Consider the following 15,771-nt stretch of genomic DNA (forward strand, 5'->3'; position numbering starts at 1 on the left):
GCTTGAAGCCATGCTTTCCAGCAATGTCCGCAGCATCGAGTTTGCGGAAGACGGCCAGAAGGCGCTTGAGGCGATGGAGCGCCGCGACTTCGACGTCATTCTGATGGACAAGCAGATGCCGAACATGGACGGCATGGCGGCGACCCGCGCCATTCGCGAAATGAAGGGTTCGGCCCGCGATATCTACATCATCGCTGTCACCGCCGACGCCTTTGACGAGGCGCGCGACCAGATACTGGCATGCGGCATGGATGATTTCATCGCCAAGCCGGTGGCCATGGAAACCCTGCTGAGTTCGCTGCGCAAAGGCGTGGAACTGGGGCTCAGCCACGCCGCCGCCTCGGCCGAGAAGCCGGACGAAATCCGCGAAGCGTCCTAGGCCTGACGGGCCGCCGTCGCCCGGTCGGCCCAGTCGGCAAACAGCGAGAAAGCTTCTTCCCGATCCAGATCGTTCAGCGTCTCATGGCGCGAATCCGGGAATATCGCGGTCTGGACGTTTTCAAGCCCCGCATCCTTCATACGAAGCGACAGCTTTTCTATTGCCTTGCCATTGTCGGTGGCCGGGTCTTGGCCGCCGCCCACCAGCTGGATGGGCAGGCCGTCCGGTATTTTCTTCAGTGGCGCTGTGGATTGGGCATATTCAATTCCGGCGACGAAATCCCGCCAAAGCGCGATAGAGGCCGGCCATCCGCAAAGCGGATCGGCGACATAGGCGTCGACGGCTTCGTGATTGCGCGACAGCCAGTCGAAATCCGTGCGGTTGGGTTTGAAGCGTTTGTTCCATTCCGCAAACGTCAGCGCATTCATAAGCCCGCTGGGTTGGCCTTTCCCGCCGACAAGTCCTTCCACCCCCAAAAGCCCCTTCATGGCCAGCGTCAGGGCGCCAAGCGAGGCGTTGGAGTTCCAGATGGCGGCCCCGTCGACCGTTTCGGGCGCCCGCATCAGATGGTTGAGCGCGACGATTCCTCCAAGCGAGTGACCAAAAATGATGACAGGCAGGTCGGGATTGGCCTCGCGAATGGCGGCGTTCACCGCAGCGACGTCCTCCATCACCTTGTTCCAGCCGCCAAATTGCCGCGCCGGGGCGTCCGGCGCGGTGGTCTGGCCATGACCGCGATGATCCTGCGCGTAAACATGATAGCCGCGGCTGGCGAGGAAATCGGCGAACGGACCATACCGGGCGGCGTGTTCGGCCAGACCATGATTGATGTGGACCGCGCCGCGCGGTTCGCCTTGCGCGGCCATCCGGTATAGCGCCAGCTTCGCGCCCGTGGGGCTTTCAAAGACGGTGGGAATGGCGGGGTCGGACATGGGCGGTTCCAATCCTTCGATATGATTTGCGCCAGAGAGGCTAACCCGCATGCGCGCGGCTTGGCGAGCGGCATCAATCACCCCCAATATGGCGACAGGACGACATGGGGAGCAAACATGGCTGAAGACCGCGCCTGCCTGCTGGCGATCGACCAGGGAACGACCAGTTCCCGCGCCATCGTGTTTTCGCTGAAGGGCGACGTGGTTGCGACATCCCAGCAGGAGTTCGCACAGATTTTCCCCCGGCCCGGCTGGGTGGAGCATGACCCCGAAGTCATCTGGGCGACGACTCTGGCCACCGCGCGCAAGGCGCTGGCGGACGCCGAGGCCAGGGGGTGGTCGCCCGTAGCGGCGGGGGTCACGAACCAGCGCGAAACGGCCATCATCTGGGACCGCAAGAGCGGACGGCCCATCCATAACGCCATCGTCTGGCAGGACCGCCGCACAGCGCCGCAATGCCGCGCGCTGGCGGAAGCCGGTCATGGCGACGCGGTTCTGCAGAAAACCGGTCTGGTTCTCGACCCTTATTTCTCGGCGACCAAATACGCCTGGATTCTGGATCAGGTCCCCGGCGCGCGGGCGCGGGCGGAGCGCGGGGAACTGGCTTTCGGCACGGTCGACAGCTTCCTGATCTGGCGGCTGACGGGCGGTCAGCGCCACCTTACCGATGCCACGAACGCCAGCCGCACCTCCCTTTATGCGCTCGAGGATGCTCGCTGGGATGAGTCCTTGCTGGAGCTTTTCAACGTCCCTGAATCCGGCCTGCCCGAGGTCTGCGACTGCGCGGCCGAGTTCGGAATGGTGGACGAGGCGCTTCTGGGCCGCGCCTTGCCGATTACCGGCGTTGCCGGGGACCAGCAAGCCGCCGCGATCGGCCAGGCCTGCTTCCTCCCCGGCGAGATGAAAAGCACGTACGGAACCGGGGCTTTCCTGCTGCTGAATACGGGGGAGACGATGACGCGGTCGGCCAGTCGGCTGTTGTCGACGGTCGCCTATCGTCTGGACGGGAAGACGACATTCGCGATGGAGGGGTCGGTTCTTTCCGCCGGCGCGACCATACAGTGGATACGTGACGGGCTGGGCCTGATCGCGCGCGCGCCGGAGATCAATGCGCTGGCGGAAGCGGCGTCCGACGATTCCGGGGTCTATCTGGTTCCGGCCTTCTCCGGTCTTGGCGCGCCGCATTGGGACCCGGACGCGCGCGGCGCCATCGTGGGGCTGAGCCGGGAATCGGGGCGGGCGGAAATCGCGCAGGCGGCGCTGGAGTCCACCGCCTATCAGACATGGGACCTGCTGGACGCGATGGCCGGGGATGCAATCGAAACCCGGACGCTGAGGGTGGATGGCGGCATGGCGGCCAATGACCGCTTCCTGCAGCGTCTGGCCGATCTTTGCGGAGTAGAGACGGTGCGCCCGGTGAATACCGAAACCACGGCCTGGGGCGCCGCCTTTCTGGCGGGCCTGGGAGCCGGGCTTTACGAATCACTGGAGGAGGGGCGCGCGCTCTGGCGCGCCGACCGGACGTTCAGCCCGTGCATGCCGGAGTCTGAAAGGAACCGGAAACGCGCTGGCTGGCGCGCCGCCGTCAGGCAAGTGTCAGCCGGAGGCGGTTAGCCCCCCTGTAAAGCAAAACATGAGTATATGTCTCTGCGAACGCGCCTGATTTTTTTTCAGGCGTGTTTAGATCAAGTCTACCTCGTGAATCAGGGTTTAGCCTGCGCTTAAAAGCGCCGCATTGGCACGATAGGCATACAATAAAATACAAATTGATGGCGCGGGAGGCCCTGTAAAGCGCCTGAATTTTTCAAGAAGAAGCGCCCGGCTTCCGCCATTGCGCGCCTCGTTTGGGGTGCGCAGAATGCACCTCTGGACACCGCGCCATGGCGGCCTGAAAGCCGTTTCCGGTTTCCTTTAACGTAAACCGCGCCCGTCCCGGGGCGCATCTGGATGAAGACACGATGAGCCAGCTACCCATACGCCTGCCGCGCGCCGAAGAGATCAAACGGACTTGGCGGCATTTCGATATTCCCAGCCTGTTCTCCGCAATCATTTATCCCGCGCTTGGCGTGCTGGGCTTTATCGGCGCGGTCATTGCCGGGTTTGCCTTTTCCGGCCTGCACCTGGCCTGGTGGTATTTCCCCATCTGTATCGCGGTCACGGCGCTGACCGTCTTCATCTGTAATCAGGGCATCGGGCCTCTGCACCGCGTCATCCAGCATAATGCGGGAGAATTGCGGGCGCCGGCGCAACTGATGGTCGTCATCAATTGCGTCATTGCCATGCAGGGCTCGCTCAAGGACTGGGTGAACTATCACTCCCAGCATCACCGCCATTCAGACCAGCCGGGTGATCCGCATAATCCGGCGGAGGGGAAATTCTGGGCCTGGATGGGCTGGATCCTGTGGCGTGACCCGGAAGATGTGAAACGTCCGATGGCCAAGCGCCTGGCGCGCAGCCGTATCGTCAGTTTCTTCGATCAGCATTACCTGCCGATCTCAGCCATCGTTCACCTGCTGATCCCGGCGGCGATCTATCTGATCGTTTTCCTTCTGGGCGGTTCAATCCTGCTGACATTGATGCTGCACACAGCAGCGATTATCGGCCGCGCCATCCAGTTTCACGCGACAACGCTGGGCGTGAATGTGGTTGGCCATATGAAAGCCCCGGCCTGGGTGGTGTGGCTTCTGGCGGTTCTGACGGGCGGCGAGGCTTTCCACGAACATCATCACGCCTTCCCGCGCAGCATCCTTCATCGCCCCCGCAAAGGCATCATAAACCGCCTTGTCGATTATAACGGCACGATGCTGCTGGTTCTCGAAAAGCTGCGCCTTGCCCGCAACTACCAGATCGCGCCGCAATTTATCGAAAAGGTCTAGCCGGGCCAGCGGGAGGCGATCTGCAGACGGATCGCCTCCAGCGCCGCCTCGTCCAGATCGGGCGCGGTTTTCAGGTCCGGCGGCCCGGGCCAGCCCGGATCCTCGAACACCCGCCCCTCGAAATGCGCATCGGAATCGTAACGGGGCAGGACGTGGAAATGCACGTGCGGGTCCACCATCATCAGCATCAGATAATTGAGCTTCTGATATCCGAACGCCGCTGACAGCGCGGTTTCGATTTTTCCGGTCGCTTCCTGCAGATCGGCGAAGGCCGCCGGGGGCAGGTCTCCGAAGGCTTCCGCGCCGTGTTTGGCCGCCAGAACAAGCGCGCCCAGCGTCGCCTGTTTGGGCCTTAGGAGCACCATCCAGTGTTGCGTCTCCGCAATCCGGGTGTGTGGAAAGCCGAATTTCTCTATCGTGGCGTTCACGCCGCCTTGTGTCTGCGTCATTGATCTTCCCGTCTGCGCCTCGTATTTCCGCCATTATGGACGCTACAGCGACAGATTCGACCCTTTCGCCTGAGCCCCGTCTGCGGATTGCCGGCGAATGCCCGATCCGGATCTGGGGGCTGGATGCGGAAGCCCGTCACCGGCGCCTCTTCAGCGGCTGGAGCGGGGCGGGCGAAATACTTGTCGCGGCGGACTGGGTTTTTGACGCGGCGCTGGCCAAGGGCCTGATGGCCGAACCGCGCTCGGCCCTGCTGATAGAGCCAGAACCCGGCGCCGGAGAATATCTTGCCGCGGTGCATGCCGCGGATGAAGCGGACGACGCCGTAGCCGGCATGATCGGCCGGCCGGCCGATAAGGCGGCGCTGCAAGCCGCGGGCTACAAGCCTGTGGGTCTGGATGAGCTGACAGCGGTTTACGACCCCGTGCTGCGCAAGCGGCGCACGCCGTTTGCGCGCTCCCTGCATTTCACGCCGGTCGATCAGATCGAGCGGCGGCTCTATGACGGCGCCTATAAGGGCGTGACCGATCTGGTTACCAAATACGCCTGGCCGCGTCCGGCGCGCTGGGTCACGCACTGGTGCGCCAACCGCAAGATCGCGCCCAACACTGTCACCACTGTCGGCCTGGTCCTGACCATCGCGGCCTTCTTCCTGTTCTGGGAGGGGCTCTACGCCGCCGGGCTGGCCTGTGCCTGGGGCATGACGTTTCTGGACACGGTGGACGGCAAGCTGGCGCGGGTGACGCTGACCTCTTCAAAATGGGGCGACCGGTTCGACCACGGCATTGACCTGATCAGCCCGCCATTCTGGTACTGGGCCTGGTGGGTCGGCCTGCATGACGCGGTGGCGGACACCACGCTGATGGACTGGGCGCTCGGCGCGACGCTGATCGGTTACGTGCTCGGCCGGGCGATAGAGGGGCTGTTCAAGGTGATTGGCCGCTTCCACATCCATATCTGGAAGCGGATAGACTCCTGGTTCCGCCTGATCACCACGCGCCGTAATCCGAACCTGATCATCCTGACGCTGTGCGCGCTGGCGCTGCGGCCCGATATCGGGCTGGTGATTGTCGGTATATGGACGGCCGTATCGGTGGCTTTCCATCTGGCGCGTCTTCTCATGGCGCTGGCCGTTCGCGCGCAGGGCAAGACGCTGACCTCCTGGCTGGCCGACGATCAGAGCGCATGACCGGGGCCCGCACGCGCCTGTCGATCTTCGATCTCGACAAGACCCTGACCATTCGTCCGACATGGACGCTGTTCCTGCTCTTTGTATTGCGCCGCCGGGGGCGGCTGCTGGCCGGCGCGCCGCGGCTGGCAGGGATGATGTTGCGCTGGCTGGCGCGCCGCAACGGCCGCGAGGCATTGAAAAACGCCGGCATGAAGATCGTGATGAGCGGCATGACGCCCGGCGAGCTGGACCGCGCCGCGGAGGATTTCGTGGACCGCCTCATTGAAAACGGCCTGCGCCCCGGCGCGCGCGCAACGCTGTCGCGCGTGGACCGGGAAGGGCGCCGCACCATGATCGCGACCGCCTCGGTGGATATTTATGCGCGCATTATCGCCGACCGGCTGGGCATGGATGAGCTGATCTGTACGCGCACGATCTGGCCGGAGGGCGCTGCGGCGCCGCAGATTGACGGAACCAACTGCCTCGCCGCGGAAAAAATGCGGCAGGTTCTGGCCGCATACGGGCCGCAGCGCGACGCGGCGCATATCGAATTCTATTCCGATCACTATAGCGATCTGGAGCTGCTTCTGTGGGTCGATTGCGGCGTGGCGGTGAATCCCGACGCGCGGCTGACGCGTGAGGCGAAGAAACATGGATTGACGATTGCGGACTGGATGAAAGAAACAGGGCCGCACGTTCAACACGGGGACCATTCATGAAGGCTGTGATCCTGGCGGCTGGCCGCGGCTCTCGCCTGCTGCCGCTGACCGAAGACCGCCCGAAATGCCTGATCGACATTGGCGGGAAACCCTTCCTGCGCCGCCAGATGGATATTTTCGCCGAATGCGGAATTCGCGATATCGGCGTCGTGACGGGTTATCGCCCCGACATGGTGGACGAAGTTATCCGCGACGCCCGCGCGGACGGGCTGAATATCACCAATATCTATAATCCGTTTTTCGAGGTCTCCGACAATCTGGCCAGTGTCTGGATGGCGAAGGAGTATTTCGATCAGGACTTCATCCTCGCCAATGGCGACACGATGTTCGAGGCGGCAATCCCCAAGCGCCTGATGAGCGCGTCCGAGGCGGCGATCACCGTCACCATCGACATCAAGGACGCCTATGACGCCGATGACATGAAGGTGCAGCTTCAGAACGGCAAGGTTCTGGCGATTTCCAAGGCGCTGGACGTTAACCGCGTGGACGGGGAGTCCATCGGTCTGCTGCGTTTCGTCGGTCCGGGGCCGCAGATTTTCTGGCGCGCGGTGAATGAGTTGCTCCACCGGCCGGAAGGCCTGAAATCCTGGTTCCTGCGCGCCGTGGATGACCTGGCCAAGAGCGGCATGGTCAGCGCCTGTTCCATCGAAGGAAAGAAATGGGCGGAAATGGATACGGTCGAGGACGTAAAGAACGTCGAGCGCCTGTTCGCCCCGGAAAATTGATCGGTCGCCAAGCGCGTTCGAAGGGGTGGGGTCTGGGCCTGTGAAACAGGTTTGCCCGCCAGCTCTGACACAGATATTTCAAAACGATGTGATTGTTTTGAAACAAAAGTTTTCCGGCCGCCCCCTTTCGCAAAAGCGTTACACACACTAACAATGTATGGTTAGTTTCGCGTTGGCGGGGGCCAATCGCTGTAAAGCGGGGAAAGTACGCGTCTGGAATTGCCCGGATGAGACCATACATCCGGAAGCTTGCAGGTTCGTGGATAACGCGGCCCTGTGACAGATGCGTGATCAGAGGGGCGTAATTTTTGTGAATAACTCGACGAACCGGATTGATTTTCGGCCGGCGGAGTTCGGCGTGCTGACAGAAGGTCTGGATTACGCCGCGCAGGGCGATTCCGGATACAGTTTTTACGACGGGCGGGGCAATCTCGTCTCCGAACTTCCCTATTCCGAATTACGCAAGCGCGCCCGCGCCATGGCCGCCCAGCTGGGCGCGCGGTTTCGCCGGACGGAGCGGATCGCCCTTCTGGCCGAAACCGGGCCGCAATTCCTAACCGCCTTCTTTGCATGCCAGTATGCCGGTCTTGCGCCGGTGCCGCTTCCCCTGCCGTTCAATCTCGGCGGCGCCGCGAATTTTGAATCCCAGCTCGCCCAGATGCTGGACAGCGCGGGCGCCAGCGCGCTCTTCGCGCCAAAGGAATTCGGCAAGGTCTTCGAATCCTACGCCAATCGCGACGACATTTTCACCGCGACCTATGATGAGCTGGACGCGCTGCAGGGACCGCCCGCGCCGCTGCCGGAAATCACCGCCGATGATATCTGCTACGTCCAGTATTCCTCGGGCAGCACCAGCGCGCCGAAGGGCGTGGTTTCCACGCACCGCAACGTGGTCAGCAATATTGCCGGCATCGTGCGTCATGGCCTGAAATGCGGCCCGGATGACCGCGCCGTTTCCTGGCTGCCGATGTATCACGATATGGGCCTGGTCGGCTTCGCGATGGCGCCGATGATGTGCCAGATGCCGGTCAGTTATCTCTCGACCTTCGACTTCGTGCGCCGTCCCCTGACATGGCTGCGCCTGATGTCCGAAACCGGCGGCACGATCTCTTACAGCCCGACTTTCGGCTACGATCTTTGCGCGCGCCGCGCCGCGGCCTCGGATCTGAATGATCTGGATCTTTCAAGCTGGCGCATTGCCGGTATTGGCGGCGACATGGTGCGCTCCGAAGTTCTGGACCGCTTCGCCGAGGCGTTCGAGGCCAACGGCTTTTCCGCCACCGCCTTCATGCCCAGCTATGGCCTCGCGGAATCGACCGTGGCCGTCAGCTTTGCCGATATGAGCCGCGCCCCGGCCGTGGACATGATTGATCTGCCGCGCTTCATCGCGACGGGTGAAGCCGCCACGGCGGCGGCCAATGCGCAGGGCGGCGTCCGCCGCTTTGTCTCCTGTGGTCACGCGATGCCCGGCCATTCCATCGAAATCCGTACGCCTTCGGGCCGCCGCGCCGAGCAGCGGCAAGTGGGCCATATCTTTACGCGCGGCCCCAGTGTCTGCCGTGGGTATTTCGGCGATCCGGACGCCACCGCGCGCCTGATCGACGCGGAAGGCTGGATGGATACTGGCGACATGGGCTATCTCGCCAATGACGAATTGTTCGTCACCGGGCGCAGCAAGGACCTGATCCTGTATCATGGCCGCAATATCTGGCCGCAGGACATCGAATGGGCGGTCGAAAAGCTTCCCGCCGTGCGGCCCGGATCTGTCGCGGCTTTCTCAATCGAAGACCATGAGGGCGACGAGCGCATCGTGACGGTTGTCGCCGCCGGTTCCCGTTCGGACGAGGAGCGCGAGGAACTGACCCAGCGCGCCCGCGCCGCGGTGCAGGCCGTGGTGGGCGTGCCCGCTGAAGTGGTTGTCGCGCCGGCCAAGGCCATGGTTCTGACCTCTTCCGGAAAGCTCAGCCGCGCCAAGGTCAAGGCGCGCTATCTCGCCGGCGCGTTCGAAACGGCGGCCCCGCCGCGAAGCGTGGCCTACGCGAGCTCCGCCGAGTGACCAGCGCCGCGCCAGACGAAAATGGCGCGGTCGCACTGACGGGGGCGACCGGTTTTGTTGGCCGCGCCCTGCTTGACCGGTTCCTCGAGGGCGGCCGGCCCGTGCGCTGTCTTGTACGCAACCCCTCTGGTTTCGAAGCCGAAAGCCCCGCGCGGGTCATTACGGGCGATCTGGATAATCAATCCGCGCTCGACGAACTGGTGGCTGGCGCGGAAACGGTCGTCCATTGCGCTGCGGCGCTGGGCGGCATGGCGCGCGGCGATCTTCACCGGATCAATGTCATCGGAACCGCTCGCCTGGCGCGCGCGGCGGAAAAGGCGGGCGTCCGGCGTTTCATTCTCGCCTCGTCGCTGGCGGCGCGCGAACCCGGCCTCTCCGATTACGCCGCCACAAAGCGGGCGGCCGAGCAGGCCGCGCGGAACGCCGGAGACCGGATGCAGGTGATGACGCTACGTTTGCCCGCAATCTACGGGCCGGGCGACCGGAACACCGCGCCGCTGATGCAGGCCATGCAAATGGGTCTGCTTCCCGAACCGGGCCGTGATGCGCGCTTTTCTCTTCTCTATGTCGATGACGCGGCGGACGCGCTTGCGGCCGCCGTCGGCGCATCCGGCGACCCCTCTGGCGTCTATGAGGTTTCCGGCGGCGGGGAAGCCTGCAGCTGGCGCAGCCTTGCTGCTGCTGCGTCGCGCGTTTGCGGGCGGCGCGTGCGGCTGGTCGCCACGCCGCGCCCTGTTGCCGATCTGGCGGCTGATCTGTCCGGTTTCACGGCTAGAATGACGGGCCGGCCATCAATTTTCACGCGCGGAAAGGTGCGCGAACTGTTTCACCCGGATTGGACAGTGAGCGATGATGCCTATACACGCGCAACCGGCTGGCGCGCGGGCATGTCCCTTGAGCGCGGCCTGACCCGTACCCTGGAGACTCTTTAGGCATGTCGACTGCTAACGCTCAGACAAAATCCGCCGATCTTGCGGACGATCTCGTTTACCGCCGGATCCTGCAAACGCTTGAGCCTTTCAACCAGCACAACGTCAAGCTGACTCCCGAGACGGATATCGCGACCGAGCTGGAGCTCGATTCCATCGCCGTTATGGATCTCGTAATGGAAGTCGAGGACGTTTACGACATCAGCTTCCCGATCAACGTGATCAGCGAAATCCGGACGGTGCGGGAACTGACAGAGGCTGTGCACGCCATCAAGCGGGGGGAAGCGGGATGAGCCTGTTCGACAAGTATAAGGGGCTCGAAGCCCAGCGCGAGCTTATCCTGAAAGCGGGCCGCGACCCTTTTGGCGTGTGTCTGGAAAAAATCGTCTCGCCGACCCAGGCGATTATAGAAGGCCGGCAGACGATCCTGGCGGGCTCCAATAACTATCTCGGCCTGACCCTGGATGAAGGCGGCGTAAAAGCTGCGCAACAGGCGGTCGCCGATTTTGGCACCGGAACAACCGGTTCGCGCCTGGCCAACGGCACCTATGACCTTCACCGGGACCTTGAAGCGGCGCTGGCCGACTTCCTCGGCTACAAGACGGCGATGGTGTTCTCCACCGGCTATACGGCCAATCTGGGCGCGCTGTCCGGGCTGGCCAACGCCGATGACATGATCTTCATCGACTCGGATTGCCACGCCAGCATCTATGACGGCTGCAAGCTGTCGGGCGCCAGCACGATCCGGTTCCGGCACAATTCCGCCGAGGATCTGGCCAAACGCCTGCGCCGGGCGGACGCCGGCCGCGGCAAGCTGGTGGTGGTCGAGGGCATGTATTCCATGTTCGGCGATATCGCGCCGCTGGATGAGCTGGCCGCCGCCGCGCATGAAGGCGGCGCCATGCTGATGGTGGACGAGGCACATTCCTTCGGCGTTTTCGGCGATACCGGCCGCGGCGTTGCGGAAGCGCAGGGCGTCATGGACCAGGTTGATTTCTATACCGGCACCTTCTCCAAGAGCCTTGCCTCGATCGGCGGCTTTTGCGCGTCCAACCATGAGATGTTCGACCTGATCCGCGTCGCAAGCCGGCCCTATATGTTTACCGCTTCGCCCGCGCCCTCCAGCATCGCGGGCGCGCGTTCGGCGCTGCGGGCGATACGAGAGCGGAAAGATCTTCGGGAGTCGCTCTGGAAGAACGCCCGGCGTCTTCACGCCGCGCTGGCGGAACAGGGCCATGATCTCTGCGCCGACCCGTCGCCGGTGGTGGCTGTACGCCTGCCGGACCGGGCCATGGCGGTGTTGTTCTGGAATGCGCTGCTTGAAGCGGGGGTTTACGCCAATCTCGCCATTCCGCCGGGCACGCCCAACAGCGCCTCCCTGATCCGGCTCAGCGTGTCCGCGGCCCATACGTTCGATGAAATCGACGCCATTGCGGACGCATTCAAGGCGGCGCAGGCGCATCTGGCCTCCATGCCCGAGCTGGCCGAGGCCACAGCGGCGCTCTAGCGGAACGCCCCTTTCCGCCACAGGCGCCAGGCCAGGCCGGGCGCGGCAAGCCGGGGATGCGCCCGCTGCCACGCGGTTGGCTCGATCTCTACGCCCGAATGGCGCGACAATTTTGACAGCACGTAATCCAGCCCGCCTTCGCCCACGGTAAAAGCGGCTTTGGTGACATGCATCATGGTGCGCGCCTTGCCCCAGATGCGGCGCGCCGCCCAGCGCCGCGCGGCGCTGGCCCGCCCCTGCCGGGCGTCCGGGGTGGCGTCCAGAAAATGCTGCGCCGCCATGCGGTAATAGGCGCTGTCCGCATCGAACAGTTCGGCGGGCCGGTTGGCGCTTTCCGCCCGCAATTCCGATCCATAAGAGGCCATCAGCCCGGTCACCCACAGAGTCTCGGCGTCATCGCCCGGTTCTGTCAGGGGCGCGGCGTTGCGCAGGAAACGCTCGACACACATCGTGCAGGCCCCGGCAATGCGGTCGCGAATATCTTCATTGGCGGCGTAGACCAGCGTTGAGGGCTGCGCGAACCGCCCCCAGATGACCGAAGCAAATCCGCGACTGGCCTCGCGTTCAAACGCCGAGACCGTCATCAGGGCGCATTTGGCGAAGCCTTCCTCGATCTGGAGGAAGCGTACGTTGGGCGGAAGGGCGGCATTGGCCAGCGCCGCCGGCGCGCCTTGTCCGCTGTCCCGGTTGCGCTCGAACAGGATATAGAAATCGGGCTCTTTTTCCGGGTTGCCGGATTCCCGCCGCGCCGATCCATAGAACAGCACCGCAACCGCATCCGGCCAGCGTTTCAGGACCGCCGCCAGAAAGGGTGACAGGCGCGGCGGCAGGGGTTGTGAGAGCTGCGCCTCCACCAGCGCGCGCAGATTGAGGAGCGCGCTCATCGCACAAACTCGGCATCGCCGGCGTGATCCAGAATGATCTCGCCATCCTCCGGCGCGGAGTAAATTTCACCATCCAGAATGAAGGGTTCCCCGGTTCTCAGGCTGAAGCGGTCGCCGGAGCGGCTTTGATAGACGTCGTCGCCCTTTGGCTCCCGCCCCCGGTACAGGGCCGGGAGGCGGCGCAGAAAGCGTTTGGCGGGATAGTGCGCCCAGGTCGCCTTGATCGCGCCGTCACCGCCCCAGAACGGATTGGCGCCGACCATCAGCCCGTCTGTCGTGGCGGCCATGAAAAGCAATTGAGGCCCGGTGTCGGTTTCCCCGTCAGGCGGGGTCACGGCGATCTGGTAGGGGCGGAAAATTTCGTCCTCGCGCGTCGGGTTCAGCATCCGCCGCCCCGCGACAAAGGCCAGCGTCGCGCCGACGGCCAGAGACGCCTGAAACCCCTTGGAATGGATATCCCGCCGGCAGAGTTCGATGGTGCTCAGCGGCGCGCCTGCGGAAAAGAACATGCCGCAATGGATCTCTGCCCCGTGACGAACGCGCATGACAGCCCGCGTCGCAAGCTCGCCGCCGCCGCGGGACAGCCGCATGGCCGCCTCGCCGGGATCGCCTTTCAGGCCGACATCATGAGCGATCAGATTGGTCATTCCGCCCGGAACCACAGCCAGACGCGGCCGCCAGCCCCGATCGCCGCCATAGATCCAGGTCAGAACGGCCTGAACCGTCCCGTCGCCGCCATCAATGATCAGGATTTCAATTCCGGCGTCGGCAAACGCCTGCAGGTGCGCATCAAGCTGATCTATCGATTCCAGAACGCGAAAATCCGCGTTCACCGCATCCGCCGGCGCGCCGCGGCCGCGGTTGCGCTGGCTGAGCGCATTGCGGAGATAGCCAATGCGGACGGTCACGGTCAGAGGGATTCCTGATTGAGCATCATGGCCCCGGCGACGAGCGCGAAAAGGCCTGTCGCCCCCCAGGCGGCCATGACAATGGGCAGGATCCCGGCCTCCCCCAGCGCGACAAAGAAACTGTCCAGCGCCAGATAGACAAAGCCCAGCGCGATGCCGCTGGCCAGAATCTGCGCCGTGGCGTCCTGCCGCTGAAAACGCTGAACCAGCGGCACGGCCAGGCAGACCATGATCAGGATGCTGAATATCTGGCTGGCCTTGCGCTGGCGGTAGAGCCGGTAGACATGCGGCGGCCGCGCGCCAAATGTCTCGGCGGCGACAAGGTCGTTGAGACTGGCGAGTGAAAGGCTGCGCGGATCGCTGGCCAGCCGCCTCAGCCGCACCGGCGACAAAGGCAGGGGAATGGTCTGCGGCGCTGCGATATCCGCTCCCTCGTCCCCTGTGGCGCTCTGGTTCTGTAATTGCCACGCGCCATCCTCATAGCGCCCGCTTTCAGCATCGATCCGCCGGTCCAGTACGCCGGCTTCGGAAAGATGGAAAACCGATACGTCGGACATCGCGCCGTGCGTATCCACGCCACCGATCCGGAACACGTTCTCGCCTGTCCGCAGCCAAAGGGAGTCTCCGGCGCGATCCAGTTCCTCCTCGAACCCCCAGTCTCGCAGACCCTGCGTGGCGGAGGGCAGGGCGAAGTCAGAAACGACATAATGCGCGACGGCCATCAGGATCATGGCGGGCGCGAACGCCGCCAGAAGATTGCGCTGAGACCACCCCGCCGCCATCAGCGCGACCAGCTCGCTACGCCGCACCAGTTCGGTCAGGGTGATCAGAATGGCGATCAGCGCGGAAAACACGCTGAGGCTGGTGAAGATCGAAGGCGCGCGCAGCATTGCGTAACGGCCAAGCGCCAGAAGACCGCCATCATCCCACAGCTGGTCGCCGTTATTGGCCGTGTCCAGCAACAGCGCCAGCGCCGTCACGCCGACCGAGACCAGAATGAAGCGCGGCGCCACGAAGCGCAGAAGATATCGGGAAAGCGTGCCGATCATTCAGGCTTGCTCAGCAGAAAGCGGATGCGCCCGATCATCTCGGACGCCATGAAAAGCGGCGGCTCCTTATTGGTGTAGGCCACGCGATAGAACATCGCGACGCTCAGCGCGCCGAACATCACCAGCGGCGCCCATATACCCAGGAAGGGCGGCATGATGCCTTCCTTGACTAGGGATTCGCCCAGTTCGATCAGCTCGAACACCGTGATCAGCAGGACCAGCCCGATCGCCAGTCCGGCGCTTTGTTCGGTCCGGCCGGAATTGAGCGCCAGCGGGGCGGCGAATATGGGCAGTATGAAAACGATCAAAATCCGCGCCAGCCGGCCATCAAGTTCGGCCCGCAACATCATGGTTTCCTCGTCCGTCTCGGCATCGCCCAGCGTGCGCCAGACCTCGCTGATCGTCATTTCGCGCTCATCGGCCCCGCGCTCGCGGAACATGCCCTCGTCGGAGGCTGTCAGGGTCCAGTCCAGCGCCCCGAACGACACCTGCCCCTGCAGTTCGCCGTTCTTGCCGAAACTCGATGTCTGGCCGTCGCGCAGCTCGATCATGCTGGCCATGCCGTTTTCGGTCCGGGTCATCACGCCGCGCGGCGCGGTCAGCACCACGTCATCGCCTGCGGCGCGCTGCTCATAAACGAAGACCTGTTCCAGATTTCCGCCGCTGCGGCTGGACTGTTCGGCGAATACCGTGCGGTCGCCCATGCTGACAAACGCGCCCTGCCGGATGGCCGCCTCCAGGGTCTCGGTCATCACCGCATTGGTCAGCGCGCGGTATGTGTATCGCGCCTGTGGCTGCAAAACCCCGAACAGGAAGAAGGAAATCATCGCCAGCAGTCCGGCCAGCAGCATGAAGGGCGCAACGATCCGGGTCAGGCTCGCGCCCGCCGATTGCAGCGCCGAAATCTGGTTGGAGCGGCTGGCGTGTTGCAAAACCAGAAGCACCCCGAGGAAAAACGCCGTAGGCAGCGCAATGCCCAGATAATGCGGCATCAGCGTGCCCATAATTTGGGCAACTTGTATGGCTAGGTTCTCTGCGTTGACGACCAGATCCAGGACACGCAGCATGCGCTCCAGCATCAGCGCCAGCAGCGCAACGCCGGTCAGCGCCGCGGTAATGCGAATAACGCGGGCAATGAAATAGCGGTCCAGTGTCGTCACGGTAAGAGCGCTGTTAATCCTTGAACGAA

General features: G+C 63.7%; 16 protein-coding genes. 10 read left to right on the top strand and 6 right to left on the bottom strand.

The window, feature by feature from the left end; genetic code table 11:
* On the top strand, positions 1-379 hold a 379-nt coding region (locus H2040_RS10075; protein WP_287157171.1), incomplete at its 5' end, for a response regulator.
* Here H2040_RS10075 and H2040_RS10080 read toward each other — a convergent pair.
* A complete protein-coding gene (locus tag H2040_RS10080; protein ID WP_287157172.1) occupies positions 376-1,311 on the bottom strand; it encodes an alpha/beta hydrolase in 936 nt (311 codons plus the stop codon). The two genes, H2040_RS10075 and H2040_RS10080, sit on opposite strands and share 4 nt — an antisense overlap.
* A gap of 117 nt (positions 1,312-1,428) precedes the next feature.
* Between H2040_RS10080 and glpK the strand changes: the two genes are divergently transcribed.
* Both glpK and H2040_RS10090 read left to right on the top strand, forming a co-directional pair.
* The gene (gene glpK / locus H2040_RS10085) at positions 1,429-2,925 is read left to right on the top strand and encodes a glycerol kinase GlpK (protein ID WP_287157173.1); all 1,497 of its coding nucleotides are present in this window, start codon (positions 1,429-1,431) and stop codon (positions 2,923-2,925) included.
* Positions 2,926-3,269: 344 nt separating this feature from the next.
* On the top strand, positions 3,270-4,187 hold the full coding sequence (locus H2040_RS10090; protein ID WP_287157174.1) for a fatty acid desaturase: 918 nt from the start codon (positions 3,270-3,272) through the stop codon (positions 4,185-4,187).
* Here H2040_RS10090 and H2040_RS10095 read toward each other — a convergent pair.
* Positions 4,184-4,615, bottom strand: coding sequence for an HIT family protein (locus tag H2040_RS10095; RefSeq protein ID WP_027068532.1), 432 nt, complete (start codon positions 4,613-4,615; stop codon positions 4,184-4,186). The genes H2040_RS10090 and H2040_RS10095 overlap by 4 nt on opposite strands.
* Before the next feature lie 56 nt (positions 4,616-4,671).
* Here H2040_RS10095 and H2040_RS10100 point away from each other — a divergent pair, with 56 nt between their 5' ends.
* The 7 genes from H2040_RS10100 to spt all read left to right on the top strand — a co-directional run bounded on the left by H2040_RS10100 (position 4,672) and on the right by spt (position 11,741).
* Positions 4,672-5,823 (top strand): CDP-alcohol phosphatidyltransferase family protein, encoded by a 1,152-nt coding sequence (locus H2040_RS10100; protein WP_287157175.1) that lies wholly within the window; start codon positions 4,672-4,674, stop codon positions 5,821-5,823.
* Positions 5,820-6,524: an HAD family hydrolase gene (locus tag H2040_RS10105; protein ID WP_287157177.1), complete on the top strand. Its 705-nt coding sequence runs from the start codon at positions 5,820-5,822 to the stop codon at positions 6,522-6,524. The genes H2040_RS10100 and H2040_RS10105 overlap by 4 nt, the downstream gene beginning before the upstream one ends.
* The gene (locus tag H2040_RS10110) at positions 6,521-7,249 is read left to right on the top strand and encodes a phosphocholine cytidylyltransferase family protein (protein ID WP_022698797.1); all 729 of its coding nucleotides are present in this window, start codon (positions 6,521-6,523) and stop codon (positions 7,247-7,249) included. The genes H2040_RS10105 and H2040_RS10110 overlap by 4 nt, the downstream gene beginning before the upstream one ends.
* A gap of 310 nt (positions 7,250-7,559) precedes the next feature.
* The gene (locus H2040_RS10115) at positions 7,560-9,305 is read left to right on the top strand and encodes a fatty acyl-AMP ligase (protein WP_051122785.1); all 1,746 of its coding nucleotides are present in this window, start codon (positions 7,560-7,562) and stop codon (positions 9,303-9,305) included.
* Positions 9,302-10,237 carry an NAD-dependent epimerase/dehydratase family protein gene (locus H2040_RS10120; protein ID WP_287157181.1) on the top strand — a complete coding sequence of 312 codons (936 nt, stop codon included), beginning with the start codon at positions 9,302-9,304 and terminating at the stop codon, positions 10,235-10,237. The genes H2040_RS10115 and H2040_RS10120 overlap by 4 nt, the downstream gene beginning before the upstream one ends.
* A 2-nt stretch (positions 10,238-10,239) precedes the next feature.
* Positions 10,240-10,527, top strand: a complete 288-nt coding sequence (locus H2040_RS10125) for an acyl carrier protein (protein WP_022698800.1) — start codon at positions 10,240-10,242, stop codon at positions 10,525-10,527.
* Positions 10,524-11,741 (top strand): serine palmitoyltransferase, encoded by a 1,218-nt coding sequence (gene spt / locus H2040_RS10130; protein WP_022698801.1) that lies wholly within the window; start codon positions 10,524-10,526, stop codon positions 11,739-11,741. Before H2040_RS10125 ends, spt begins: the two co-directional genes overlap by 4 nt.
* Here spt and H2040_RS10135 read toward each other — a convergent pair.
* From H2040_RS10135 to H2040_RS10150, 4 genes are read right to left on the bottom strand one after another with little or no spacing between them, the layout of a single operon-like run.
* Complete coding sequence (locus H2040_RS10135; protein ID WP_287157185.1) at positions 11,738-12,625, bottom strand: hypothetical protein; 888 nt, start codon at positions 12,623-12,625, stop codon at positions 11,738-11,740. The genes spt and H2040_RS10135 overlap by 4 nt on opposite strands.
* Positions 12,622-13,533, bottom strand: a complete 912-nt coding sequence (locus H2040_RS10140; RefSeq protein WP_287157187.1) for a diacylglycerol/lipid kinase family protein — start codon at positions 13,531-13,533, stop codon at positions 12,622-12,624. The genes H2040_RS10135 and H2040_RS10140 overlap by 4 nt, the downstream gene beginning before the upstream one ends.
* 2 nt (positions 13,534-13,535) lie before the next feature.
* A complete protein-coding gene (locus tag H2040_RS10145) occupies positions 13,536-14,582 on the bottom strand; it encodes an LptF/LptG family permease (protein WP_287157189.1) in 1,047 nt (348 codons plus the stop codon).
* The gene (locus tag H2040_RS10150; protein ID WP_287157191.1) at positions 14,579-15,742 is read right to left on the bottom strand and encodes an LptF/LptG family permease; all 1,164 of its coding nucleotides are present in this window, start codon (positions 15,740-15,742) and stop codon (positions 14,579-14,581) included. The genes H2040_RS10145 and H2040_RS10150 overlap by 4 nt, the downstream gene beginning before the upstream one ends.
* Positions 15,743-15,771 lie beyond the last annotated feature (29 nt).

The sequence above is a fragment of the Euryhalocaulis sp. genome (assembly GCF_013911995.1).
GTDB classification, from domain to species: domain Bacteria; phylum Pseudomonadota; class Alphaproteobacteria; order Caulobacterales; family Maricaulaceae; genus Euryhalocaulis; species Euryhalocaulis caribicus.